Here is a 25,134-nt window from a genome sequence, read left to right as displayed (position 1 = left end):
CCCAATTTGAGCACAAACCTCATACTTAGGCCAACGTTTCGGTGGTTTTCAACCGTTCCACATCGCACTCCCTTCACGTCGCATGCCACCGCACACGGAGCGCAACCACCGTCCCAATACGGACATATCACCACTAAACGTACTTAATCTCTAGATTTACATCTATAACACTGATTTGTCATATTTTCGCGATAAACCTGCATATACGCGGCATAGCGCTGTAGATCCGAAGACGGCTCCGGTACGCTTCACGCCCGGCATCCCGTGCCGATCTCCGAGAACTTCCCCCTGGTAGGAGAACCCCCCCATGACACGCACCATGCGCGGTCACGCCATTGTCGTCGGCGTGGCTCTGGCGCTCACCCTTGCCGGCTGCGGCGGAGGCGGCGGCGAGACCGCGAAGAGCTCCGCCAACAGCAAGGGCCTGGAGAAGACCACCATCAAGGTCGGCGCCCTCCCCGTGCCCGACGTTGTGTCGGTCTATCTTGCCAACGAAAAGGGCTTCTTCAAGGAAGAGGGGCTGACCGTCGAGCCGGTCACCATCACCGGTGGCGCGGCGGCGTTGCCGCAGATCGAGAGCGGCGCGCTCGACATCTCCCAGACCAACTACGTCTCGACCTTCCTCGCGGTGAGCAAGGGCAAGAAGATCAAGCTGGTCGCGGACATGTACCAGGCCGCGCCGAACACGTTCAACATCATGGTGCCCAAGGACTCCCCCATCAAGACGGTGGCGGACCTGAAGGGCAAGACGGTCTACGTCAACAACCTCAGGAACATCGCCACCCTGGCCGTGGAGACGCAGCTCAAGGTCGCCGGTCTGGCCGAGGCCGACGTCAAGTTCGTGGAGAAGCCGTTCCCGGAGCAGGGCAACGCGATCAACACCGGTCAGGCGGACGCGGGCTGGATGACCGAGCCCTTCATCACCGCCAACCAGAGCGCCTTCGGCTTCCGCAAGCTCGCCGACACCATGACCGGCCAGACGGAGGACTTCCCCATCGCCGGCTGGATGGCCACCGAGGACTGGGTGCAGAAGTACCCGAAGACGCTGGCCGCCTTCCAGCGGGCCATCGCCAAGGCGCAGCAGCTCGCCTCCAGTGACCGCAAGGTCATCGAGGAGACGCTGCCGAAGTACACCAAGATCGACGCCAAGACGGCCTCGGTGATCACGCTCGGCACGTACCCGAGCGAGCTGAACGAGAACCGGCTGCAGAAGGTCGCCGACCTGATGCTGGAGTACAAGTACCTCACCAGCCCGGTCGACGTGAAGTCGGTCATCGCCGCGCCTGTCAGCTGATGAACACCGCGCGTCTGCTCCGCGGCGCCGCCGGCGCCGCGGGGTTCCTCATCGCCGGTGAGCTGGTCATCCGCTTCGCGCTGAGCGACGGTGTGATCTTCCCGGCGCCCTCCGTCATCCTGTACGAAGCCGTGCGCCTGCTCGCCGACCCGGTGTTCGTGGACGGCCTGGTCACCACCCTCACCAACTGGGCGCTCGGCCTGCTCGCCGCCATCGTCGTGGCCGTGCCGCTGGGCGTGCTGCTGGGGGCGGTGCCGCCGGTGGAGCGGGCGATCCGGCCGCTGCTGGAGTTCATGCGCCCGATCCCCTCGGTGGCGATCATCCCGCTGGCGATCCTGCTGATCCCGGTGGACGGCCTGATGAAGGTCTCGGTCATCGTGTACGCGTCCATGTGGCCGATCCTGATCAACACCCTGTACGGCATGCAGGACGTGGACCCGCTGGCCAAGGAGTCGCTGCGCAGCTTCGGCTTCGGCCGCCTGGCCGTGCTGGCCCGGGTCAGCCTGCCGAGCGCCGCGCCCTTCGTCGCGACCGGGATCAGGATCGCGGCCGGCATCGCGCTCGTGCTCGCGGTGAGCGCCGAGCTGCTGGCCGGCGGCACGGCCGGGATCGGCGTCTACACGATCCAGGCGGGCAGCGGCAACCGGATGGACCTGATCATGGCGGCGACGTTCTGGGCCGGGGCGTTCGGGGTGTTCGCGAACCTCGTCCTGCTGGCCGGCGAGCGGCGGCTGTTCCGCTGGCACCGCGTCCGGATGGGAGCGTCGGAATCGTGAGGCGGCTGTCCAGGCTGTGGGTGGTGCCGGTCGTGCTGGTCGTCTGGGAGCTGCTCGGGCGGCTCATCGACGACGGCGACTTCCCGCCGCCGCTCACCATCGTCACCAGCATGTACCAGATGTGGTTCTCCGGGCCCGTCTCCCACCTGTTCCTCACCGAAGAGGCGATCGGCAACATCCTGCCCAGCCTCGGCCGCATGTTCAGCGGCTGGATCCTGGCCTCGCTGCTCGGGGTGCTGCTCGGCGTGGCGCTCGGCCGTTCCAAGGCGGCCACCGACTACGTGGACGCGCTGTTCGAGTTCGGCCGGGCGATCCCGCCGCCGCTGCTGCTGCCGCTGTTCGTCGCGCTGTTCGCGCGCACCGAGCACGCCCAGCTCAGCATGCAGCTCGCCACGATCGTGTTCGGCGTGATCTGGCCGGTGCTGCTCAACACGATCGAGGGCGTCCGGGCCGTGGACCGCACCTACACCGAGACCGCCACCGTGTTCGGCCTGTCCAAGGCACAGCGCCTGCGCGTGGTCGTGCTCCCCGCCGCCTCGCCGAAGATCTTCGCCGGGCTGCGGCTGAGCCTGTCGCTGGCGCTGATCCTCATGGTGATCTCCGAGCTCTTCGGCAGCACGGACGGCATCGGCTACCAGCTCCTGCAGGCCCAGCGCAGCTTCGACGGGCCCGGCGTGTGGGCCGCGATCGCCCTGCTCGGCATCCTCGGCTACCTGGTGAACTCGCTGTTCGTGCTGGCCGAGCGCCGCCTGCTGGTGTGGCACCGGCAGGCCAACCGCAACGTCTGACTTCTGGAAGGACCCCATGCCCCACTCGGATGACCTCCTTTGGGGGGCCGTGGCCGACATCTCGCGCTTCGCCGCTCTGCTGACCATGGCGGAGCTCGGCCTGGCCGACCATCTCGCCCACGGTCCGCTCAGCACCACCGACCTGGCCGCCCGCTGCGAGGCCGACGCCCCCAGGCTGCGCCGCGTGCTGCGCGAGCTGGCCGGGATGGGCGTCGTCCGCGGCGCCGGGCCGGACACCTACGACCTGACCGAGCGCGGCACGGCGCTGCGGTCGGACGTGCCCGACTCGGTGCGCTCGTCGATCCGGATGCTCGGTGAGGAGGGCTTCTGGCACGCCATGGGCAACCTGCCGGCGACCGTCCGCGACGGCGGCTCGGCCTTCGCCGCCCGCTACGGCCACCTGTACGAGTACCTGGCGGCCAACCCGGGAGCGGGCAAGCTGTTCGACGACTACATGACCGCCCGCGCCATCCCCTTCACCGAGGGCCTGGCCAAGCGGTACGACTTCCCGGCCACCGCCACCATGGTGGACGTGGCCGGCGGCAAGGGTCACATCCTGGCCACGGTCCTGCACGCCAACCCGGACATGCGCGGCATCCTGTTCGACCTGGAGCACGTGGCCGACCGGGCCAGGGAGCTGCTGGCCGCCGAGGGGCTGGGTGCGCGGAGCGAGGTCGTCACCGGCGACTTCTTCACCGAGGTCCCGGCCGGCGGCGACGTCTACCTGCTGGCCAGCGTCCTGCACAACTGGGACGACGAGGACGCGGTCACGATCCTGCGCAACGTCCGCCGGGCGATGAACCCCGGCGGCCGCGTCCTGGTGCTGGAGGTGGTGCTGCCCGACGACGAGGCGCCGCACCTGGGCAAGGACATCGACATGCGGATGCTGGCGATCTTCGACGGCGGCGCCGAGCGCAGCCGGGAGGAGTACACGGCACTGCTCGACCGGGCGGACCTGCGCCTGGCCGAGGTCGTCGAGCTGGGCTCGGGAGCCAGCCTCATCGAGGCCCGGCCCCGCTGAGCGCGAGGGGCGGCGGCGTGCCGGATCAGCTGCCGCCGCTCCAGCCCGGCACCGCCATCCTGATCGACAGGGCGTGCTCGACCAGGTGGATCAGCGCGCTCTTGACCGAGTCCTTGGAGCGCGCGTCCAGCCGGACGAGCGGGATGTGGGGGGCCAGCGTGAGGGCGTCGCGGACCTCGGCGTCGCTGTGCGGGTACTGGCCGTCCCAGCCGTTGACGCCCACCACGAACGGCAGCTGCGCCTCCTCGAAGTAGTCGAGCGCGGGAAAGCTGTCGGCCAGGCGGCGGGTGTCCACCAGCACGACCGCGCCGATCGCGCCGCGCACCAGGTCGTCCCACATGAACCAGAACCGGTGCTGGCCCGGCGTGCCGAACAGATAGAGGATCAGGTCGCGGTCGAGCGAGACGCGGCCGAAGTCCATCGCGACGGTCGTGGTCGACTTCAGCGGCGTCATGCCCAGGTCGTCGATCCCCGCGGAGGCGTCGGTCATCACCGCCTCCGTGGTCAACGGCATGATCTCCGAGACCGCGCCGACGAACGTCGTCTTGCCCACCCCGAAACCGCCGGCCACCACGATCTTCGTTGAAGTCAAGCCGGGGCTAGAGCCTGCGAAGTCCACTGAGCACCCTTTCGAGCAGATTAACGTCCGGCCTGCCGGCGTCCAGCTGTGGCTGATGCACGCGGACCAGGCCCTCGGCCGCCATGTCGGCGATCAGAACACGCACCACGCCCAGCGGGATCCGCAGCAGCGCCGACACCTCGGCCACGGACCGGACCTGCCTGCACAGCTGGCTGATCGCCTGGTACTCCGGCGTGATGTGGGAGAACTCCCGGTGCTCGGCCGTCGCCGACGACACCAGGGCCTCCATCGCCAGCTTGACCCTGGGCGCCGTCCGCCCACCCGTCACCGCGTACGGGCGGACGGGTGAGGCGGGGTCGGGCTGCAGCTGCGACTGGGGCTGTGGCTTGGGCGGAGGCGCCCAGCCGCCGCTGTTCCATCTCTGGTCCGTCACCTACATCACCTGGTCTGGCTGGCGCGCAGCTCGGCCCGCACCGCCGGGGTCAGCACCTGACCGGCGCGATCCACCATCAAGGTCATCTGGTACGCCACCAGCCCCATGTCACAGTCCGGAGCAGCCAGGACCGCCAGACACGAGCCGTCACTGATCGACATGATCAGCATCAGCCCGCGCTGCATCTCCACGATCGTCTGGTTGACCGCACCACCCTCGAACACCCTGGCCGCACCCTGCGTCAGGCTCACCAGTCCCGACGCGATCGCAGCCAGCTGGTCAGCCCGGTCAGCCGGAAAACCCGACGAGGCCGCAAGCGGCAACCCGTCGGACGAGACGACCACCGCATGTGCCACACCGGGGACCGTGCTGACGAAGTCGGTGATCAACCAGTCGACTCCGCGCGCCGCGTGGCTCAGGTCGTTCATGCGCCCTCCTCTCTTTCACTGTTGTGGGGTTCACCGTTGTAGGAGCCGCGGGGGCCCGGCTGGAACGCCTTGCCCTCGGTGATGTCGTCGCGGGCCGCCCGGAAGCCCTGCTGGAAGCTGGACAACCTGTTCCGCACCCGGTCCGGCGAGACCGAGGGCATCGGGGACACGCCCTTGGGCGAGGCGGCGGTGTCGGCCGAGCCCGGCACCAGGTTCGCCTTGGGCACCCGTTTGGGCAGGCCGGCCGCGGTCGTGCCGTCGCGGGCCGGTTCGGCCACCGCCTCGGCCGCGCTCCAGCCGGCGTCGGCCTTCGTCGAGCCCCAGCCGCCCTCGTTGCGCCCGAACCAGGCCGACTCGACGGCGGCGAAGATCGGCAGGTAGTCGTCCCCCGCGGAGGCGGGCGGCACGGGCGGGATCGGGCCGGTGGCCGCCGACTCGGTCTCGGGGAAGTCGGGCCGCCGGCGCTGGAAGCCGTCCTGCTTCCAGGGGGGCGGCGGCTCGGCCGCGGGACGCTTGGGCAGCCCGCGATCACCGTTGTTGCGCGGCGGCGACCAGATGTCGTGGCTGTCGAAGCCGCCGCTGTGCGGGTCGGAGGGCCAGCCGTCGGACGGCCACTGCGGCCAGTTGCCCCCCGCCTCCGGGTTCGACGGGTACGACGGGTGCGCGGGGCCCATCTGGTAGGTGGGCCGCGGCCAGTCCTGTCCGGCGGCCGGCGGCGCCTGCGGCCAGTCGGCCGCCGGCGTGAGCGGCGTCTGCGGCCAGTCGGCTCCCGGCGCGGGCGGCGCGGGCGGCCAGTCGGCCCCGGCGGGGGAGGCGGCTGCGGGCCAGTCGGCCTCGGGAGGAGCCGAGACCGGCGGCCAGTCGGTGGCCGGGGGCGCCGCGTGCGGCCCGACGTACGGCTCGCTGCCGGACGTGCTCTCGGCCGCCGCCGGCTGCATGCCCGCGAACCCGGGCGGCTGCGTGCCGAGCATGTTCTCCGGGACGAGCACCATGGCGGTCAGCCCGCCCGAGCTGTGCGGACGTAACTGCACCCTGATGCCGTGCCGGTGGGCCAGCCTGGCGACCACGAACAGGCCCATCCGCCGCGAGACCGAGACGTCGACGCTGGGCGAGTCGGTGAGGCGGTCGTTGGCCTGGGCCAGCTCCTCGGGGGTCATGCCGATGCCGGAGTCGGTGATCGACAACATCACGCCGCCGCCGTCGATCCTGCTGCCCGACACCGCCACCCTGGTCTCGCGCGGCGAGAACGACAGCGCGTTCTCCACCAGCTCGGCCAGCAGGTGGATGACGTCGTTGACGGCCTGGCCGGCCACCGACACGCCGTCGGGCACCTGGAGCACGACGCGCTCGTAGCTCTCGACCTCCGACAGGGAGGCGCGGGCGACGTCGACCAGCTTGACCGGCTGGCTCCAGCGCCGCGGCGGATCCTGACCGGCCAGCACCAGCAGGTTCTCACTGTTGCGCCGCATACGCGTGGCCAGGTGGTCCAGCTTGAACAGGTTGCCGAGCCGCTGCTCGTCCTGCTCACCCTGCTCCAGACCGTCGATCAGGGTGATCTGCCGCTCCACCAGCGTCTGACTGCGCCGCGACAGGTTCACGAACATCGCGTTGACGTTCGAGCGCAGCCGCGCCTCCTCACCGGCCAGCCGCACCGCCTCGCGGTGGACCTCGTCGAAGGCGCGCGCCACCTCGCCGATCTCGTCGTGGGTGTCCACCCCGATCGGCGGGACGGGCCCGACCTTGCCGTCCCCCGCCTCGCGGAGCTGCCGCACGGTCTCCGGCAGGCGTTTGCCGGCGATGTCCAGGGCCTCGCCGCGCAGCCTGCGCAGCGGCCTGATGAGCGAGCGGGCGATGAAGGTGATGATGATCAGCACCACGATCAGCAGGATCATGATGAGCACGCCGGAGATCAGCGCCGAGCGATTGGCCGCCTCCTCCAGGGCACGGGCCCGCAGGATGACCGAGGAGGCCAGCGACTTCTCCACGCTGCGCAGGGCGTCGATCTTGCCCGTGCTGACGTCGAACCAGGTGCCGACGTCCTTGTCCGGACGTACGCCGATGCTCAGGGGTTTGGCCTCGACGGACTGGGCCATGGCGCGCAGCCGGAACAGGTCGGTCTGGTCGACGTCCCTGCCCACCACGGTGTCGCGGTAGAGCTCCAGCTGGTCGATGCTGGCGAGGGTGGCGAACAGGGTCTCCTCGCTCTCCTCCCTCGCCTTGGCGTCGGAGAGCGCGTCGAGCTCGCCGCTGTCGAAGCTCTTCTTGTCCAGGGCGCTGGCCAGGATGCCGCGCTGCTTGGACGCCTGCTCCTTCGCGCGCGCGATGGCCGCCATGGAGCTGGCGCTGTGGGAGATGTCGTCGTCCACCGCGACCTGTCCCACCTGGTCGTGGAACTGCAGGAGGGTGGCGATGATCTGGGAGTACTTCTGGATCATCGGCAGGGGCTGGATCTTGCCCTTGACCGCGGTGTCGCGCAGGGTCTGGATCTCCTCCAGGCGGCGCAGCACCGGGCGTACGGAGTCGGCGTGGGTGTCGGTGAGGGCGCCGGCCCGCACCTTGGCCTCGTCGATGAGGTTGTCGACCCCGCTGTAGGTGGTGCGGAGCTGGGCCGCGCGGCTCTCCGGACGGCCTTGGGCGATGTAGAGAGCGGTCTCGTCCCGTTCGAAGGCCAGTTCGTGCGTGACGGCGCCGAGCTGTTCGCTGAGCTCGGCCACCTCTCTGAGTGTCTGGTAGGTGTTGGCGTCCCTGAGGGAGGTGATCACGTTCAGCCCGCCCAGACCCACCGCGACAGCCGTGGGCACGACGATCAACGCCACGAGGCGCGATCGTACGTGCCAATTGCCCAATCCGAACCTGTTAGAAGCAGGTTTGGGCAGCCGTCGCTTCTGGTGCCCGTGCGGCTCGCGGTCAGCGGAAGCTTCAGCGCTCTGCGTTCTCACTTGCCTCGCAACCTCTCGCCCCGGAGGGGAATTCTCGAAGACCATGCAGGTAAATGCACGTGGGGCAATATGTACAATCGAGATGAGGGCCATTTGAGCACAGGTGCCGGTCTGGACCAACCACCTATAGTGCTCCTCTGAGGCATATATCCCGGATTGTCCAAAAATTGTGACAAAATTGGTAGACCGCCGTTTACCTGCAAAAACGGGCAGCCGAAACGTGTTCCGCAAGCCCCCTTCCGCCCGCGGAACGATCCAGGTCAGCTAGTCCCACCAGTAACAGATGCCCCGGTCGCCACCCTCTTTCCCAAAACGGACAAAGACATCTCACGCCTCTATTTACGATAGAGCGGCAAACGGACATTGCAACCACAAGAGTCATTTTCTTGATAATGACTGCCAATGTGGTGCTACGGTCGTTTCCTGCTTGTTCGTCAGGCACTCAGCCCCGGGGGCAGTTCAGCCACCCGGTCCCCCCGGCTCCACGTCTTGAAGGGAGTCCCTGACATGAGGCTTGGCCGCTCCGCCAAGGCCGCCATCATCGGGTTCGCTGTGACTTTAGGCGCCGTAGCGTGCAGCACCGGCGGCTCAACCACCGCCAGCGCACCACCCTCCGCCTCCGCGAACGGCGGCGGCGGCGCCTTGGAGAAGACGAAGCTCAAGATCGCCACCCTGCCCGCCATCGACAGTGCCGCCATCTACGTCGCCATCGACCAGAAGCTCTTCGAGCAGGAAGGGCTGGACGTCACCCCGCAGGTCGTCCAGGCCGCCCCCGAGGCGATCCCCATGCTGGTCAACGGCGAGATCGACGCCATGTTCGGCAACTACGTGTCGATGTTCCAGGCGCACGACAAGGGGGCGATCAAGATCCACGTGCTCGCCGAGGGCTCGCGGGCCGCCCCCGACTCGCTCAGCATCATGGCGCTGCCCAACTCCCCCATCAAGACGCCGAAGGACCTCGCGGGCAAGACGATCAACGTCAACGTCCTGCACAACTTCCAGGAGCTCGCGCTCACCCAGGTGCTCAAGGCCAACAACATCGACCCCGGCACGATCAAGTACGTCCCCGTGACGTTCCAGAACATCATGGCCTCGTGGAAGAGCGGCCAGATCGACGCCGCCTACCTGGGCGAGCCGCAGGTCACCGCGGCGACCTCGTCGATGGGCGCGCGCAAGATCCTCGACCCGGCCTCCGGGCCGGCGGCGGAGTTCCCGATCTCGGGATACATCAGCACCCAGGACTGGTACGACAAGAACCCGAAGACGGCGGCGGCCTTCCAGCGGGCCATCCACAACGCGGCCAAGCTGATGGAGAACAACCGTGAGGTGGTGGCCAAGGTGCTGCCGAACTTCACGCAGATCGACGCGTCCACGGCGGCGACGGTCACCTTCCCCTACTTCTCCAGCTCCGACAACCCGGTGCGGCTGCAGCGGGTGGCCGACTGGATGTGGGAGGCCAAGTGGCTGGGCAAGGAGATCGACGTCAAGACGTTGATGTCGCCGACGACGTCGGGGTGAGCAGCACTGCGACGGGCGTCGTCCGCCGTCCGACCGGCGCCGCAACGCGGTGGTCGCGCCGGGCGGCGGGGGCGGCCGGCTTCGCCGTCCTCGTCGAGCTGCTGAGCCGGTCGGGGCTGGTGGACGCCGAGGTGCTGCCGCCGGCCACGCGGATCGTCGGGCGCGGCGTGGCGCTGCTCGCCGATCCCGCCTTCCTGACCCACGCCCGCACCAGCCTGCTGGCCTGGGCCCTCGGGCTCGGCCTCGCGGTGCTGGTGGCGGTGCCGCTCGGCCTGCTGCTCGGCAGCGTGCCGGTGATCGACGCCGCCACCCGCTCGGTGGTGGAGTTCCTCCGGCCGATCCCGTCGGTGGCGCTGATCCCGCTGGTCGCCCTCGTGATCGGCACCGGCCTGCAGCTCCGCGTCACGCTCGTGCTCTACGCCGCCATGTGGCCCATCCTCTACAACACCATGTACGGCCTGCGCGGCGTCGACCCCGTCGCCAAGGAGACCCTGCGCTCCTACGGCTTCGGCCCGCTGTCGGTGCTGCTGCGCGTCAGCCTGCCGTCGGCGGCGCCGTTCATCACCACGGGCGTGCGGCTGGCGGCGTCCGTGGCGCTCATCCTGACCGTCAGCACCGAGATCGTGGCCGGGCGCGGGGAGGGCATCGGCGTGTTCATCTTCTTCGCCGGGATCGCGGTGCCGGCCAGGATGACCGACATCCTGGCCGGGGTGTTCTGGGTGGGGCTGTTCGGCGTGCTGGTCAACGCGCTGCTGGTGGCGGCCGAGCAGCGTGCCTTCCGCTGGCACCACGCCCGGCTGACGGAGGGGTCGTGACCGGGGCCGGGCGCGGGCCGTCGGCGCGCGACCGCACGCGTGGCACGGCGTTCCGGGTGGCCGTGCTGGTCGTGCTGGTCATGGCCTGGGAGGCGGGCACGCGACTGGCGGCCAGCTCGTTCTTCCCGCCGCCGACGGCGATCGTGGCCCGGATGCACCAGATGTGGTTCTCCGGCCCGCCCGGCAGCCTGTTCCTGACCGGCGCGGCGGTGGACGACGTCCTGCCGAGCCTGGGCCGGATGGCGGCCGGGTTCGCGGGCGGGGCGGTGGCCGGGGTGGTGCTCGGGCTGGCGTTCGGGCTGTCGGCGCGGGTCTACGACTATCTCGACGGCGTGCTGCAGTTCCTGCGCGCGATCCCGCCGCCCGCCCTGGTCACCGTGTTCCTGGTGGTGTTCGGCTTCGGGCTGCGCATGCAGCTGGCGTTCATCATGTTCAGCGTCGTGTGGCCGGTGCTGCTCAACACCGCCGACGGCGCGCGGGCCGTCGATCCGCTGCACCTGGACACCGGGCGGGTGTTCCGGCTGTCGAGGACCGAACGCCTGCTGTGGGTCGTCCTGCCGTCGGCGCTGCCGAAGATGTTCGCCGGGCTGCGGCTGTCGCTGTCGTTGTCGCTGATCGTCATGGTCTTCGCCGAGCTGCTGCCGGGGGCCTCCAACGGCATCGGGTTCCAGCTCACCACCGCGTACTCCACGTTCGACCTGCCCGCGATGTGGGCCGGGATCGTGCTGCTGGGCGTGCTGGGCTACCTGCTCAACGAGCTGTTCCTGGTGGCCGAGCGGCGGGTGCTGGCCTGGCACCTCGGCGCGCAGCGGCTCACGGAGCAGTGAACGTGCCGGCGGCGACCGGACGGCTGCGCGGCGGCTCGTAGGCGCCCGAGTCGATGCCCCACGACGCGACGGCCAGCGGCATGATCTCCACCCACACGGGCTCGTACCCGGGTTTCAGCCGTTCGCCGCCCTTGGCATGGACCCGCCCGATCCCCTGGACGAGGACGCCGCGCGGCCCGTCCTCGGTGAAGTCGTCCACGACGAGCGACACCTCGGGGTTGTCCCTGACGTCACGGCGGTACCGCCGCGGACGCACACCGCCGGGCAGCAGGCGGGAGCCGACCGCGATCATGCCGCGGTCCGGCTGGAGATGGATGCGCACGGGCACGACGTGCGGCGTTCCCCCGGCTCCCGCCGTGGCGAGCCGCGCCAGGTCGTGCTCTAGCAGGTAGGCGAACTCCCCGTCACTGAATCCGCGCATCACACACCTCACACCCAGATAGGAACGAGGTTAGTGGGATAAGTCTGGTCTTCGGCCTGCAAAGGACGAGAAACTTATCGTCATGTTCCCCGTCAGGGACACGTGGGACCGGATCGAGACCACTGGGGGCGACGTGAGGACGATGGTCGTGGGCGCCGGGATCGGCGGGCTCACCACCGCGCTCAGCCTGGCGGCGGCCGGGCTGGAGTGCGTGGTCGTGGAGGCGGCCGCCACGCTGAGGCCGCTCGGCGTCGGGATCAACCTGCAACCGCACGCCGTACGGGAGCTGACCGAGCTGGGGCTGGCCGGCGAGCTGGCCGCGCTGGGCGTGGAGACGACCTTCATGACCTTCGCCGACCGGCACGGCAACGTGATCCTGGCGCTGCCGCGCGGGCGCTCGGCCGGCTACCGCTGGCCGCAGTACAGCATCCACCGGGGCGAGCTGCAGATGGCGTTGCTGGCCGCGGTCGAGGAACGGGCCGGCCCGGTGCGGACGGGCGTCCGCCTGGAGGGCTTCGAGCAGGACGGCGAGGAGGTCCTCGTCCGGCTCCGGCAGGGCGGCGAGCTCGTGGAGGAACGCGTGGACGTGCTCGTCGGCGCGGACGGCGTGCAGTCCACGGTACGGGCGCTGCTGCACCCGTCGGGCGACCCGCTGCTGTGGGCGGGCATCAGGATGTGGCGCGGGGTGGCCGAGGCCGACCCCGTCCTGGACGGCGCCACCGTGCTGGTGGGCGGCTCCAACCGGGCCGGGAAGTTCGTCACCTACCACGTCTCGGCCAGGAACCCCCGGCTGGTCAACTGGGTGGCCGAGGTCAAGGTGGCCGAGCCGGGCGTCGCCGCGGAGGCCGACTGGTCGCGCGCGGGCCGGCTGGAGGAGGTGGCCGCGCACTTCGCGGACTGGCGGTACCGGCCGGCCGACGTCCAGGGGTTGCTCGCGGCCTCCCCGCGCATCCTGGAGTACCCGATGGTGGACCGGGACCCGCTGCCCGTCTGGGGAGAGGGCCGGGTGACGTTGCTGGGCGACGCCGCGCACCCGATGTACCCGATCGGCTCGAACGGCGGCTCGCAGGCGGTGCTCGACGCGCGGGTGCTGGCCCGGTGCCTGGCGACCTCCGGCGACCCGGTCACGGCGCTCAAGGCGTACGAGGAGGAACGGCGTCCGCCCACGTCGGCGCTGGTGGTGGCGCATCGGGCGCTGCCCATCGAGGATACGATCGGGCTGGTGACCGAGCGCGCGCCCGACGGGTTCGCCGACATCGCCGACGTGCTGACGGAGGCCGAGCTGGCCGCCATGGCCGGGGCGCAGCGGCGCATCTCCGACGCCGACGTCCGGGCGCTGAACGAGCGGGAGTCATGGAGCGTACGCATCCCATGACAGCCGTGAAGACTCAAGGGTAAGATCCGACACCGTAGAGCCATACCGACATTTCCGGCTTCCCGAGTCGGTCCTCCGCTCGCGGCCTCGCCCCCTAGGACATCCATGCTCGAGATAGAGAACCTCTCCCACGTGTACGGCGGCGGTGGCCCCAACGCTCACCACGCCATCGAAGGGCTGAACCTGAGCGTCGCCGCGGGCGAGCTGCTGTGCATCGTCGGGCCGTCGGGGGCCGGGAAGTCGACCCTGCTGCGATCCATCGCCGGGCTGATCAGGCCGACGGGCGGGGAGGTCAGGGTCGAGGGCGAGCTGGTGCGGCAGACCCCCGACAACCTGGCGGTGGTCTTCCAGGACTACAGCCGGTCGCTGTTCCCGTGGATGTCGGTGGCCGACAACGTGGCCCTGCCGCTGCGCCGCAGGGGCATGGACAAGCAGCAGCGCCGCGAGGCCGCCCAGGAGGCGCTGGAGTCGGTCGGGCTCCAGGGCGCCGAGAAGAAGTACCCGTTCCAGCTCTCGGGCGGCATGCAGCAGCGGGTGGCGATCGCGCGGGCGCTGGCCTACCGGCCCTCGCTCATGCTCATGGACGAGCCGTTCGGCTCGGTCGACGCCCAGACCCGCGAAGACCTGGAAGACCTCGTGCTGAAGGTGCGCGGCCACCACCAGATGACGATCGTGCTCATCACCCACGACATCGACGAGAGCGTCTACGTCGGCGACCGCGTCGTGGTGTTGTCGAAGGCGCCCGCGCACGTGGTCGGCGACCTCAAGGTCGACCTGCCCGAGCCGCGCGACCAGATCACCACCCGCGAGCACCCCGACTTCGTGCACCTTCGCGCCGAGGTCGGCCGTCTGGTGCGCGGCCACGCCGCCACCGTCTGACGCGCGGGCGGGCGCCCGGCCTCAGCCACGGGTGCGGCGGACGCGGCCGCCGTCACGTCGACGGGCGCGCGCGGATCGGGATGCGCGCGCCCGGTGCGCGTCCGGCTATACCGGTGTGTGGGAGTGGCGGGTGAGCGCGTGCTCCACCAGCGTGATCAGGGTGGATTTCACCATGTCGCGCTGGCGGGCGTCGAGGCGGACGATCGGGATGTGACCGCCGACGGACAGGGCCTCGCGGATCTCGTCCTCCGCGTGGGCGAACTGGCCGTCCCAGCCGTTGATGCCGATGACGAAGGGCAGCTTGGCCTCTTCGAAGTAGTCGATGGCGGGGAAGCTGTCCGCGAGACGGCGCGTGTCCACCAGGACGACGGCGCCGATCGCGCCGCGCACGAGGTCGTCCCACATGAACCAGAACCGGTGCTGTCCGGGGGTGCCGAACAGGTAGAGGATCAGGTCGCGATCCAGCGACACACGTCCGAAGTCCATCGCCACGGTGGTGGTCGTCTTGTTCGGCGTGAGCGAGACGTCGTCGACGTGGGCCGAGGCGTCCGTCATGACCGCTTCCGTGGTGAGCGGCAGGATCTCCGAGACCGCTCCTACGAACGTCGTCTTCCCCACGCCGAAGCCACCGGCCACGACGATCTTCGTCGAGGTCAGACCGGGGCTAGAGCCTGCGAAGTCCACTGAGCACCCTTTCGAGCAAGTTGAGGTCCGGCTTTCCCGCGTCCAGCGCAGGCTGGTGCACGCGGATCAGGCCCTCCGACGCCATGTCGGCGATCAGCACCCGGACCACACCAAGGGGCTGGCGTAAAAGGGCGGAGATCTCGGCAACCGACCGGACGTTCCGGGTCAGCTGAATGATCGCCTGATACTCCGGACTCAGTAGGGAAATGTCTTGGTATTCCGACGTCACGGAGGACACCAAAGCCTCCATGGCGAACTTCATCCGCGGCGCGGTGCGCCCCCCGGTCACGGCATAAGGCCGTACCAGGGAGCTCGGCTTCTGCGGACGAGGGGCCGCCGGATGCGGCGGAGTGCTATCACCAGCCCAACCCTGACCTGACACCATGATCTCCTGTCACCGCCCGCTAGCGGGGGCGGGCCGCTTGCAGCTCAGCGCGTACGGCCGGGGTGAGCACCTGACCGGCCCGCTCGACCAGCAGCGTCATCTGGTACGCCACGAGGCCCATGTCACAGTCGGGAGCCGCCAGGACGGCCAGACAGGACCCGTCGCTGATGGACATGATCATCAACAGCCCGCGCTGCATCTCGATGACGGTCTGGGTGACCATGCCGCCCTCGAAGACCCGCGCGGCGCCCTGCGTCAAACTGATCACGCCCGAGGCGACCGCGGCGAGCTGGTCGGCCCGGTCCTTGGGGAAACCCTCCGAGAAGGCCAGCGGCAGGCCGTCGGACGACACCACGACGGTGTGCGCGACGCCCGGCACGTTGTTCACGAAGTCGGTGATCAGCCAGCTGATGCCACGCGCTCCCTGGCTCATCTCTCTCATTTGTCCTCCTCATTCTCTTCGCCGCGGGTGAACGCGCGGCCTTGCCGCACTCCCTGCTGGAAGCTGGAGAGCCTGCTGCGCAACCGCTCGGGCGAGATCTGCGGCGGTGGTGACGTGGGCTGCGGCTCGGCGAGACTGGCCGTACCGGGCACGAGGTTGGCCTTCGGCACCCGGCGCGGCAGGCCCGAGGACGTCGTGCCGGCCTGGGCAGGCTGCGCGGCGGCCTGGGCCGCCTGGAAACCGGAGTCGGCGGGCGAGGACCACGTCGCGCCGGCGCCCGACTGGCCGGGCTTGCGCTGCGGCAGCCCGGAGCGGCCCACCGCCGGGGCGGCGGGCGGCGCGGCGGGCGGCGCGGCCGCCGGAGGGTCGGCGGGCACGGCCGGGTGCACGGCGGTGATCTCGTGCTCCTGCTCCTGCTGGCGCAGCTGCTCGGGGTCGGGCCTGCGGAACCAGTCCGAGCCGACGGACGAGAAGATCGGCAGGAACTCCTCGCTCTGCTCCTCCAGGGGCGAGGTGCGCACCACGGGGAGCGGGCCGGTCAGGTCCTGGGAGGAGTAGTCACCCTGGCCGAACGGGCCGTAGGCGCCCGGACGGCTCTGCTCGAACTGGTCGGCGGGCTTGGGCTCCTCCGCGCCGAACCCCGGAAGGTCGCCGAACGCCGCCCGGTAGGGCTCCTCGCCGAACGCCGAGGGGGCCGGCCGGTCGACCGACTCGAACAGGGACCGTCGCGGCGGCTCGTCGCCGAAGGCCGACTGGCCGAGCGAGGTGTCGCCGAAGGACGGCGAGCCGAAGGAGGACCAGCGGGGCTCCTCCGTCCCGCTCTGCGGCGGCTCGGTGGCGAAGGACGGCCAGCGGGGCTCGTCGTCCTGCAGCGGCGGCGGCTGCTCGGCGAAGGAGGGCCAGCGCTGCTCGCCCCACGGGGACTGGGCCTGCGGCTGCGGCTCGGGCGGGGCCGCGGGCGGCTCGTCGGCGAAGAACGGCTTGGGCGCGTCGCCGTAGGACGGCTTCGGCTCCTCGCCGAAGAACGGCTTGGGCTCGTCGACGAAGGACGGCTTGGGCTCCTCGGCGAACGACGGCCAGCGCGGCTCGTCCCGGGCCGGCTCCTCGCCGAAGGATCCCCAGCGGGTCTCCTCCTGGGCCGACTCGTCGGCGAAGGACGGCCAGTTGCCGGTGCCCGGCGCGGGCAGCGAGCCCGGCCACTGCGTGTCCAGCACCCGGTCGGCCGCGTCCGGCGCGGAGACGTGGCCGCCGTTCTGGGCGGCTTCGGCGGGCGGAGGGGCGACGCCGAACTGGCTCGGGTCGAACGTGGTGAACGCCTCGTACTGGCTGCCGGCCTGCTGCGGCATGCCGGCGCCGCTGCTGATGAGCATGTCGGGCATCATCACCAGCGCGCTCAGGCCGCCGGTCTCCCGCATGCTGAGCTGGACGCGGATGCCGTGGCGCAGCGCCAGGCGGCCGACCACGAACAGGCCCATGCGCCGGGAGACGCCGACGTCCACGACGGGCGGGTTGGCCAGGCGCCAGTTGGCCTCGGCGAGCTCCTCGGGGCTCATGCCGATGCCCAGGTCGTTGATGGAGATCATGACGCCGCCGTCGGCGGCCACGCTGGAGACCTCGACCTTGCTCTCGCGCGGCGAGAAGGAGATCGCGTTCTCGATCAGCTCGGCGAGCAGGTGGACGGCGTCGGTGACGGCCGGGCCCACGATCAGCGTGCCGGACGGGATCTTAATCTGGACCCGCTCGTAGTTCTCGACCTCGGACAGCGAGGCGCGGGCGATGTCGACCAGCGGCACCGGCTCGCTCCACTTGCGCGCGGCCTCCTGGCCGGCGAGGACCAGGAGGTTCTCGCTGTTGCGGCGCATGCGGGTGGCCAGGTGGTCGAGGCGGAACAGGTTCGCGAGCCGCTGCTCGTCCTCCTCGCCCTGCTCCAGGCCCTCGATGAGCTGGAGCTGCCGTTCGACCAGCGTCTGGCTGCGGCGGGAGAGGTTGACGAACATGGCGTTGACGTTGGCGCGCAGCTTGGCCTCGTCGCCGGCCAGCCGGAGCGCCTCGCGGTGGACCTCGTCGAAGGCCCGCGCCACTTCACCGATCTCGTCACGGGTGTTGACGCCGACCGACGGCACTTCGGGCACCTGCGCGCCCTCGCCCGACTCGCGCAGGATGCGGACGGTCTCCGGCAGCCGGGTGGTGGCCACCTGGAGCGCCTCGGCGCGCAGCCGGCGCAGCGGGCGGACCAGCGAACCGGCCACCCGGGTGGTGATGATCAGGACGAGCAGCAGCAGGACGAGGATGGTCGCGCCGCTGATGATGGCGTTGCGCTGCTCGGTGTCGCTCAGCTCGCGGGCCCTGGTCACGATCTTGGTGGCCAGCGCGTCCTCGACCTTGCGCATGGTGTTGCCGGCCAGGGTGGTGCTGTCGTACCAGCGGCTCAGGTCGCGGGCGGAGGTGACGTCGAGGTCCCGGATCCGGTTGTACTCGCGGACCTGGGCCAGGGCGCGCTGCCGCATGGCGTCGGCGCGGTCGATGTCCGGGCCGCGCATGCCCTTCTGGTACGCCCTCAGGTCCGCCGGGTCGGCCTCCCGCTCGAAGGCGGTCAGCTCGGCCTGCTGGCGGCTCCACGAGCCGAGGAACTCCGACAGGTCGTCGTAGTCCAGCTCACGCTCAATGAGCGCGATCATGAGAATGGCCTGCTGCCTGGAGACTTCTTCCTTGACCCGCTCCAGCGAGCCGAGGGCGGCCACGTCACCCTGGAGGTCGTCGTCGTTCACGCCGTCGCCCAGGTCGCCCTGGATCGCGGAGAAGACGCCGATCATCGTGGTGTACGTGGTGATCGCGGCTCGCGGGGGCACGCCCTCGGCCACCATCGACGTGCGGAGGCTGTCGAGGCCGGTGAGCCACCGGCGCATGTTGTCCACACCGTCGCGGATACGGGTCGAGTGCGCGGCGTCGATGGCGTTCGCCGAGGCCAGCACCTTCTTCTTGGCCGCGTCGACGGCCGCGCGCTGGGTCTTGAGCTGGACGAAGCGCCCCGCCTTCGACTGGTCGGTGACGTACCACGCGGTGAGCGTGCGCTCCTTGGCCAGCTCGTGGTTGAGCCCGCCGATGCGCTGCACCAGCTCGGCGACCTGGGTCAGCCGGCGGTACTCGGAGCTCGTCCCGATGGCGTTGGCGAGCTGCACGCCCGCGAGGAGCACACCCACGATGGTGGGGATGAGGATCAGCGCGATCAACCTCGAGCGCACACGCCAGTTCCCCAGCCGGAACCTTCCGCCTGTGTACTCCCCTGACCTCGTGTGCCTGGGGTTTTCCGTCCTCACTGACTCTCGCTACCTCTCGCCGGTACGTGCTCGAAAGAAATCAGACACGCGTGTGGCGCATGGGATTCTGTCCGGCTGGGTAATTGGAACACAGTCCGTACCAGACGGCCAACCGTACATTTCCCACTAAATGCACCCAAAGCGGCACTTTGGGCGTCATATCGCCGTACACGTTTTCAGGCGGGCCGGAACGAATCCCGCTCCACGGGTGCCGCGTGCTTGACCATCAGGTGACGCGTCACCGAATACTCCTGCACCGCCTCCTGGCTCATGTCCTTGCCGAACCCGCTGCCCTTCACGCCGCCGTGCGGCGCCTCGCTGGCGATCGGCAGATGATCGTTCACCCAGGTCACGCCCACGTCGAGCCGGTGGGACACACGCATCGCCCGCGCGACGTCGCGCGACCACACCGACGAGGCGAGCCCGTAGGGGGTGTCGTTGGCCAGCCGGACGGCCTCGTCCTCGCCGTCGAACGGCAGCGCCACAAGGACCGGTCCGAAAAGTTCACCTTGGACGATCTCGCTGTCCTGTGCGACATCGGTCACAAGCGTCGGCGGGTAGAAGAACCCGGGCCCCTCGACGGGCGCGCCGCCGTGCACGATCCGTCCGCCCGAGCGCGACACGAAGCCGTGCACGCGCTCGCGGTGGGCGGCCGAGATCAGCGGGCCGATGTCCGTCGCCGGGTCCCAGGGGTCGCCCACGGTGATCTCGGCGAGCGTCGCCCGGATGGCCTCCACGGCGTCGTCGTAGATCTCGCGCGCGACGTAGACGCGGGTGGCCGCGGTGCAGTCCTGGCCGGTGTTGTACGTGGCGCCCATGGCCACGCCGCGGGCCATCTCAGCCAGGTCGGCGTCCTGGAAGACCAGGGCGGGCGCCTTGCCGCCGAGTTCGAGGTGCACCCGCTTGAGCGTGGCCGCCGCGCCGGTCATGACCGCCCGGCCGGTGCCGGTCGAGCCGGTGACGCTGACCATGTCCACGCCCGGGTCGGTGACCAGCGCCTGGCCGACCTCGGCGTCGCCGGTGACCGCCTGGACGAGCCCTTCCGGCGCGCCCGCCTTGGCGAACAGCTCGGCCAGTCGCAGCGTCGTGCGCGGCGTCTGCGGCGCCGGCTTGATGACCACGGCGTTCCCGGCGGCCACGGCCGGGCCGACCTTCCACACCGCCATGACGAACGGGAAGTTCCACGGCGCGATCGACCCCACCACCCCGACCGGACGGCGCAGCAGCACCGAGGTGTAACCGGCGCTGAACACCCCGGCGCCCGACCCTTCGAGCGAACGGGCGGCGCCGGCGAAGAAGCGCAGGTTGTCGACGGCGAAGGGCAGCTCGCCGTCCCTGAACACGGCCGCCGGCTTGCCGGTCTCCTCCACCTCCAGCCGGGTCAGCTCCTCGGCGTCGGCCTCCACCAGGTCGGCCAGGCGCAGCAGCAGCCGCTGACGCTCGGCGGGGGTGGTCTGCGCCCACTCCTCGAACGCGCCCCGGGCGGTCCGGACGGCCGCCGCCACGTCGGCCACCGGTGTGTCCGGGATCTCGGCGCACGGGAGGCCGGTGGCGGGGTTGATCAGTTCACGCATGGAAAGTCCTCGAAATCCCTACTGGCCGAGCTGTTCGATCAGGTCGGCGGCCTTGCGCAGGCCGTCGCGGCGGCGGATCTCCTCGCCCGCCGCGGCGAGCCTCGCGCGCATCTCGGTGTCGCCGAGCAGGCGCTCCACGGCGCCGGTCAGCTCCTCGTCGGTGAAGGTGTAGGTCGAGAGCCTGACACCGTAGCCCAGCTCGTCCACCCGCTGGGCGTTGTCGTACTGGTCCCAGAACAGCGGCAGCACGATCATCGGCTTGCCGAAGTGCGCCGCCTCGGTGGTGGTGTTGTTGCCGCCGTGCGTGATGACCAGGTCGCACAGCGGGATGATCTTCGTCTGCGGCAGGAACTCGGCGCCGTACATGTTGTCGGCGAGCTTGATCTCCTCGTGCAGCGGGCCCTTGGAGACGATGTACTGGTGCCGCGTGCCGGCCAGGATGTCGATCACACGCTGCATCAGCTCCACGTCGGAGGAGCCGAGCGAGCCGAGCGAGAAGTAGATCAGCGAGCCGTCGTTGCGCTGGAAGGGCAGCGTGAAGTCCTCGTCGGTCTCGCGCACCGAGGAGTCGAGCCGGTGCCAGCTCGGGCCGAGCGGGCGGGCGTCGGTGTAGTCGAGGATCTCGGGGAAGACGTAGAGGTTCAGGTCGCCCTCGTGAATGAAGTCCAGGTCGGGCAGCGGGGCGGTGCCCTGCTCGACGCACCACTCGTTGAAGGCCGTCCAGATCTCGCGGTGGGTGCGGTCGTACTCGGCGCGGAAGGCGCCCCAGTCGGAGCGGTCGCCCGCGGGCAGGCCGGAGAAGACCGGCGCGACGTTCTCGCCGCGCACCTCCAGCGGGTTGCAGGAGACGATCCGGACGAACTTCTTGCCCGCCGTGAGCAGCGCCGGGAACGTGATCACGTTGTCCTCGACGATCACGTCCGGGTTCACGCGCTCGATGATGGCCTTGAGCTGCGGCTCGCAGTACTTGGCGCCGTCGATGAGGGAGTCCCAGATGGGCTTGGTGACGGTGTCGAGCTGCTCCAGCGTGCTCTTGCGGTACTCCGGCGCGGTCTCGCGGATGAAGTCCTTCCAGAACTGGCCGGCGTCCTGCTCCTCGGCGTTCTCGGGCGGCGGGGCCAGGTCGACGAGGTCCTCCTCGAAACCGAGCGCTTCGAGCTTGCCCTTCCAGGACGACTCCGCGGCGAAGACGACGCGGTGCCCGCGACGGCGGAGAATGTCGCCGACGCCGATGCAGTTGTTCGTGGGGCCGTACGCGCTCTCTGGCATGAACAGGATGGTGAGGGACATCGTGAACTCCGGGGGAACTCGTCAAATTGAAGAGGAATTCAAATACTCATCTAGCGTGAAGCGCAAGTTAAGTGCACTATGGTCACGGCCGATCTGAATGGTGACCAAACGCACGGGGGGTGGTGGTCGTGGCCCAGCGCAAAAGCCGTAGTGACCGGCGCATCGACTTGATCGAGGCCGCGCGCCGAGCCATCATCCGCCACGGGATCGACGGTGTACAGCTCTCGCACGTCGCCGAGGAGGCCGGTCTGACCTCCGGAGCCGTGCTCTACCACTACCCCGACCTGGGCGAACTGCTGGTCGAGTCGCAGCACGCGGGCATGGAGCGGTTCTACGAGCTGCGCATGCGCCGCCTGGCCGACTTCACCGACCCGGTCGAGAAGCTGGTCGTCACGATCCGGTCGGGGTTGCCGACCGGGCCGCTCGACCCCGACGTCCGCCTGCTCAACGAGCTGGGCGGCGCCGCGGGCCGCAACCGGGTCTACGGCGTGCTGCTCACCTCGCTGTACGACCGCCAGGTGTCGATGTACCAGGCGATCCTGGACACCGGGGCAGCGCTCGGGGTCTTCCGGCTGACGGCCGACTCCGTGACCATCGCGCGCAACCTGGTGGCCCTGGAGGACGCCTACGGCTACCGCATCACCGCCAGGCACCCGCTGATCGGCCCCGACGAGGCGGCCGAGCTGATCCTGTCGTACGCGCGGGCGGCGACGGGCAACGACCTGGCTCATTGATCGACCGCCATGATGACGGCGTCCTGGGCCTCCCAGCGCACCTTCACCTTGGCGCCCGGCTGCACCGTGCTCGCCCCCTGCACCGCGGCGAGCACGGGCTTGGCCCGTCCCGGCACGTCCACCGAGATGTGCGAGACACCGCCGTAGAAGCTCACGTCCAGGACGCTGCCCTTCAGGCCCCTCGCCGCGCTCTCGTCGGCCAGCTCGATCTTCTCGGGCCGCACCGCGAGCAGCGCCTTGCTGTCGGCGGCCAGGTCTTCGAGCGGCGTGCCGGCCAGCATGCCGAACTCCTCGCTCTTGATCCCGTCCAGGCCGGTGCAGACGCCCTCGAAGAGGTTGTTCGCCCCGACGAAGTCGGCCACGAACGGCGAGCGCGGGCGCTCGTACAGGGCCACGGGGGCGTCCACCTGGCGCACGCTGCCGCTGTCGAAGACCGCGATGCGGTCGGCCAGCGACATGGCCTCCTCCTGGTCGTGCGTGACGACCACGAAGGTGATGCCGACCTCGCTCTGCAGCCGCTTGAGCTCCAGCTGCATGTCCGCGCGGACCTTCTTGTCCAGGGCCGACAGCGGCTCGTCGAGCAGCAGCAGCCGCGGCCGCTTGACGATGGAACGGGCCAGCGCGACCCGCTGCCGCTGGCCGCCGGACAGCTGCGCGGGCTTGCGCGAGGCGTGCGCCGACAGGCCCACCGTCTCCAGCACCTCGCCGACCCGCTGCTTGACCTCCTGCCGGGGCAGCTTCTCCCGCTCCAGGCCGTAGGCCACGTTCTTGGCCACGGTCATGTGCGGGAACAGCGCGTACGACTGGAACATGAGGCTGATCGGCCGCCGGTTGGGCTGCTTGGACAGCAGGTCCTCGCCGTCGAGCGTGACCGTGCCGGCGTCCGGCGACTCGAACCCGGCGATGATGCGCAGCAGCGTGGTCTTGCCGCAGCCGGAGGGCCCGAGCAGGGCGAAGAACTCGCCCTGCTCGATCTCCAGCGAGACGCCGTCGAGCGCGGTGACGTCACCGAACCTGCGGGTGACCCCGTCAATCCTGAGCACGTGATTTCCCGATCTTGGTCATCCGCTGCCCGGCAATCACCGCCGTGAAGCTCACGAGGAGCAGGATCGCGGCCAGCGCGTTGATCTTCGGGGTCACCCCGAAACGAACCATTGAGTAGATGACGATCGGCAGCGTCGGCTCGGCGTTGCCGATCGTGAAGAAGGCGATCACGAACTCGTCCAGCGACAGCGTGAACGCCAGCAGCGCCCCGGCGACGATCCCGGGCACCAGCTGTGGCAGCGTGACCTTCATGAACGTGACCACCGGCCCGGCCCCCAGGTCGCGCGAGGCCTCCTCCAGCGAGGTGTCGGCGTTGGTGAGCCGGGTGCGCACCACCGCCGCGACGAACGCCATCGAGAACACGGCGTGCGCGATGGTCACCGTGGGCAGGCCGAGCGCGAACTGGGCGTCCCACTGGGCCAGGAAGGTGTTGATCAGGGCGTACAGGACCAGCAGCCCGATCCCGAGCACCAGGTCGGGCAGCACGGCCGGCATGAGCGAGATCGCGTCGAGGAGCTTCGACTTGGTGTACCGGGCCAGGCCGACGGCCAGCAGCGTGCCGAGCACGGTGGCGATCGCCGTCGAGCCGAGGGCCACGATCAGCGTGTTGACCAGGCCCTCCCGGATCTTCTCGTCGGCGGCCAGCTCGCCGTACCACTTGAGGCTGAAGCCCTCGTAGGTGTAGGCCGACTTGCCGGAGTTGAAGGACATGACGACCAGGACGATGATCGGCACGTACAGGAAGGCGTAGGTCGCCCAGAAGGGCACGTACAGCAGCTTGGGTCTACGCACGGCGGGCCGCCCACGCCTGCACCAGCAGCAGCAGGATCAGCACCGCGATCAGCGCGAGCACCAGCGCCGAGCCGAACGGCCAGTCGCGCGCGACCAGGAACTGGTTGCGGATCAGGTTCCCCACCATGATGGACTTGTTGCCGCCGAGCATCTCGGGGATGACGAAGTTGCCGAAGCTCGGCACGAACACGAACATCGCCCCGGTCAGCGCGCCGGGCAGGGTGAGCGGCAGCGTCACCTTCCGGAACGTGGTGAACGCCGAGGCCCCGAGGTTCGCCGACGCCTCGCGCAGCTGCGGGTCGAGCTTCTCGATCGAGGAGTACAACGGCAGCACCATGAGCGGCAGGTACGAGTAGAGCAGCCCGGTGACGATCGCGCCCTGGGTGTACAGCAGCTCCATCTCCTTGCCCAGCAGGTTGCTGAGCAGTCCCTGGCTGCTGAGCATGATGATCCACGCGTAGACGCGGATGATGAAGTTCGTCCAGAAGGGCAGCACGACCGCCACCAGGGCGATCGTCTTCCACTTCGACGGGAGCTGGGCGATCAGGTACGCCGTCGGGTAGCCGAGCAGCAACGCGATCACCGTGGCGATCGTCGCCATCTTCAGCGAGTCGCCGACGACGTTCAGGTAGAGGGAGTCGAACAGACGCTGGAAGTTCTCCAGCGTGAACTCGTAGACGATGCCCCCGAAGCGCCCCCGCTGGAAGACGGTGTAGCTGAGCACCAGCGCCAGCGGCACGAGAAGGAGCACGACCAGGTACGTCAGACCTGGCGAAAG

The 25,134-nt window shown here is 69.7% G+C and carries 24 protein-coding genes; 10 read left to right on the top strand and 14 right to left on the bottom strand.

What is annotated here, in order from left to right:
* Nucleotides 1–307: 307 nt before the first annotated feature.
* From ABZ444_RS13725 to ABZ444_RS13710, 4 genes are read left to right on the top strand one after another with little or no spacing between them, the layout of a single operon-like run.
* On the top strand, nt 308–1,294 hold the full coding sequence (locus tag ABZ444_RS13725) for an ABC transporter substrate-binding protein (RefSeq protein ID WP_357995431.1): 987 nt from the start codon (nt 308–310) through the stop codon (nt 1,292–1,294).
* On the top strand, nt 1,294–2,070 hold the full coding sequence (locus tag ABZ444_RS13720; RefSeq protein ID WP_357995429.1) for an ABC transporter permease: 777 nt from the start codon (nt 1,294–1,296) through the stop codon (nt 2,068–2,070). The genes ABZ444_RS13725 and ABZ444_RS13720 overlap by 1 nt, the downstream gene beginning before the upstream one ends.
* Complete coding sequence (locus ABZ444_RS13715; RefSeq protein WP_357995428.1) at nt 2,067–2,858, top strand: ABC transporter permease subunit; 792 nt, start codon at nt 2,067–2,069, stop codon at nt 2,856–2,858. Before ABZ444_RS13720 ends, ABZ444_RS13715 begins: the two co-directional genes overlap by 4 nt.
* 16 nt (nt 2,859–2,874) lie before the next feature.
* Nucleotides 2,875–3,879 (top strand): methyltransferase, encoded by a 1,005-nt coding sequence (locus tag ABZ444_RS13710; RefSeq protein WP_357995426.1) that lies wholly within the window; start codon nt 2,875–2,877, stop codon nt 3,877–3,879.
* A gap of 25 nt (nt 3,880–3,904) precedes the next feature.
* Here the strand turns inward: ABZ444_RS13710 and ABZ444_RS13705 are convergent, their stop codons facing one another.
* From ABZ444_RS13705 to ABZ444_RS13690, 4 genes are all read right to left on the bottom strand, one after another.
* Nucleotides 3,905–4,471 (bottom strand): ATP/GTP-binding protein, encoded by a 567-nt coding sequence (locus tag ABZ444_RS13705; RefSeq protein WP_357971198.1) that lies wholly within the window; start codon nt 4,469–4,471, stop codon nt 3,905–3,907.
* A gap of 7 nt (nt 4,472–4,478) precedes the next feature.
* The gene (locus ABZ444_RS13700; protein WP_125632598.1) at nt 4,479–4,826 is read right to left on the bottom strand and encodes a DUF742 domain-containing protein; all 348 of its coding nucleotides are present in this window, start codon (nt 4,824–4,826) and stop codon (nt 4,479–4,481) included.
* A gap of 71 nt (nt 4,827–4,897) precedes the next feature.
* Complete coding sequence (locus tag ABZ444_RS13695; RefSeq protein ID WP_020546542.1) at nt 4,898–5,320, bottom strand: roadblock/LC7 domain-containing protein; 423 nt, start codon at nt 5,318–5,320, stop codon at nt 4,898–4,900.
* Nucleotides 5,317–8,136, bottom strand: coding sequence for a nitrate- and nitrite sensing domain-containing protein (locus ABZ444_RS13690; RefSeq protein ID WP_357995424.1), 2,820 nt, complete (start codon nt 8,134–8,136; stop codon nt 5,317–5,319). The genes ABZ444_RS13695 and ABZ444_RS13690 overlap by 4 nt, the downstream gene beginning before the upstream one ends.
* Nucleotides 8,137–8,901: 765 nt before the next feature.
* Between ABZ444_RS13690 and ABZ444_RS13685 the strand changes: the two genes are divergently transcribed.
* From ABZ444_RS13685 to ABZ444_RS13675, 3 genes are read left to right on the top strand one after another with little or no spacing between them, the layout of a single operon-like run.
* Nucleotides 8,902–9,777, top strand: coding sequence for an ABC transporter substrate-binding protein (locus ABZ444_RS13685; protein ID WP_357971196.1), 876 nt, complete (start codon nt 8,902–8,904; stop codon nt 9,775–9,777).
* Nucleotides 9,774–10,592 carry an ABC transporter permease subunit gene (locus tag ABZ444_RS13680; RefSeq protein WP_357995422.1) on the top strand — a complete coding sequence of 273 codons (819 nt, stop codon included), beginning with the start codon at nt 9,774–9,776 and terminating at the stop codon, nt 10,590–10,592. The genes ABZ444_RS13685 and ABZ444_RS13680 overlap by 4 nt, the downstream gene beginning before the upstream one ends.
* A complete protein-coding gene (locus ABZ444_RS13675; protein ID WP_357995420.1) occupies nt 10,589–11,419 on the top strand; it encodes an ABC transporter permease subunit in 831 nt (276 codons plus the stop codon). Before ABZ444_RS13680 ends, ABZ444_RS13675 begins: the two co-directional genes overlap by 4 nt.
* Here the strand turns inward: ABZ444_RS13675 and ABZ444_RS13670 are convergent.
* A complete protein-coding gene (locus ABZ444_RS13670; protein ID WP_357995418.1) occupies nt 11,406–11,840 on the bottom strand; it encodes a pyridoxamine 5'-phosphate oxidase family protein in 435 nt (144 codons plus the stop codon). The two genes, ABZ444_RS13675 and ABZ444_RS13670, sit on opposite strands and share 14 nt — an antisense overlap.
* Before the next feature lie 82 nt (nt 11,841–11,922).
* On the opposite strand from ABZ444_RS13670, the gene ABZ444_RS13665 reads away from it, so the two are divergent.
* Complete coding sequence (locus tag ABZ444_RS13665; protein ID WP_357995416.1) at nt 11,923–13,215, top strand: flavin-dependent oxidoreductase; 1,293 nt, start codon at nt 11,923–11,925, stop codon at nt 13,213–13,215.
* Nucleotides 13,216–13,320: 105 nt separating this feature from the next.
* A complete protein-coding gene (locus tag ABZ444_RS13660; protein ID WP_357971191.1) occupies nt 13,321–14,094 on the top strand; it encodes an ABC transporter ATP-binding protein in 774 nt (257 codons plus the stop codon).
* Between the two features lie 105 nt (nt 14,095–14,199).
* On the opposite strand, the gene ABZ444_RS13655 is transcribed toward ABZ444_RS13660, so the two are convergent.
* The 6 genes from ABZ444_RS13655 to ABZ444_RS13630 form a co-directional block, all read right to left on the bottom strand.
* A complete protein-coding gene (locus ABZ444_RS13655) occupies nt 14,200–14,751 on the bottom strand; it encodes an ATP/GTP-binding protein (RefSeq protein WP_357971218.1) in 552 nt (183 codons plus the stop codon).
* Between the two features lie 7 nt (nt 14,752–14,758).
* Nucleotides 14,759–15,163 (bottom strand): DUF742 domain-containing protein, encoded by a 405-nt coding sequence (locus ABZ444_RS13650; RefSeq protein ID WP_055507219.1) that lies wholly within the window; start codon nt 15,161–15,163, stop codon nt 14,759–14,761.
* Between the two features lie 19 nt (nt 15,164–15,182).
* Nucleotides 15,183–15,596 (bottom strand): roadblock/LC7 domain-containing protein, encoded by a 414-nt coding sequence (locus tag ABZ444_RS13645; RefSeq protein ID WP_201760494.1) that lies wholly within the window; start codon nt 15,594–15,596, stop codon nt 15,183–15,185.
* Nucleotides 15,597–15,601: 5 nt separating this feature from the next.
* Complete coding sequence (locus ABZ444_RS13640) at nt 15,602–18,847, bottom strand: nitrate- and nitrite sensing domain-containing protein (protein WP_357995414.1); 3,246 nt, start codon at nt 18,845–18,847, stop codon at nt 15,602–15,604.
* Nucleotides 18,848–19,098: 251 nt separating this feature from the next.
* Nucleotides 19,099–20,496 carry an aminobutyraldehyde dehydrogenase gene (locus ABZ444_RS13635; protein WP_357995412.1) on the bottom strand — a complete coding sequence of 466 codons (1,398 nt, stop codon included), beginning with the start codon at nt 20,494–20,496 and terminating at the stop codon, nt 19,099–19,101.
* Between the two features lie 18 nt (nt 20,497–20,514).
* Nucleotides 20,515–21,786 carry a glycosyltransferase gene (locus ABZ444_RS13630; RefSeq protein WP_357995410.1) on the bottom strand — a complete coding sequence of 424 codons (1,272 nt, stop codon included), beginning with the start codon at nt 21,784–21,786 and terminating at the stop codon, nt 20,515–20,517.
* 128 nt (nt 21,787–21,914) lie between these two features.
* On the opposite strand from ABZ444_RS13630, the gene ABZ444_RS13625 reads away from it, so the two are divergent.
* A complete protein-coding gene (locus ABZ444_RS13625) occupies nt 21,915–22,520 on the top strand; it encodes a TetR family transcriptional regulator (protein ID WP_357995408.1) in 606 nt (201 codons plus the stop codon).
* Here ABZ444_RS13625 and ABZ444_RS13620 read toward each other — a convergent pair.
* The 3 genes from ABZ444_RS13620 to ABZ444_RS13610 are packed head-to-tail and all read right to left on the bottom strand — an operon-like array spanning nt 22,514 to nt 25,107.
* Nucleotides 22,514–23,563, bottom strand: coding sequence for an ABC transporter ATP-binding protein (locus ABZ444_RS13620; RefSeq protein WP_357995406.1), 1,050 nt, complete (start codon nt 23,561–23,563; stop codon nt 22,514–22,516). The two genes, ABZ444_RS13625 and ABZ444_RS13620, sit on opposite strands and share 7 nt — an antisense overlap.
* Complete coding sequence (locus tag ABZ444_RS13615) at nt 23,550–24,356, bottom strand: ABC transporter permease (RefSeq protein WP_357971186.1); 807 nt, start codon at nt 24,354–24,356, stop codon at nt 23,550–23,552. Before ABZ444_RS13615 ends, ABZ444_RS13620 begins: the two co-directional genes overlap by 14 nt.
* Nucleotides 24,349–25,107: an ABC transporter permease gene (locus ABZ444_RS13610; protein WP_357995404.1), complete on the bottom strand. Its 759-nt coding sequence runs from the start codon at nt 25,105–25,107 to the stop codon at nt 24,349–24,351. Before ABZ444_RS13610 ends, ABZ444_RS13615 begins: the two co-directional genes overlap by 8 nt.
* Nucleotides 25,108–25,134 lie beyond the last annotated feature (27 nt).

Source organism: Nonomuraea sp. NPDC005730, from assembly GCF_040630865.1.
Lineage (GTDB): Bacteria > Actinomycetota > Actinomycetes > Streptosporangiales > Streptosporangiaceae > Nonomuraea.
This window is presented reverse-complemented; position numbering and strand designations above follow the sequence as displayed.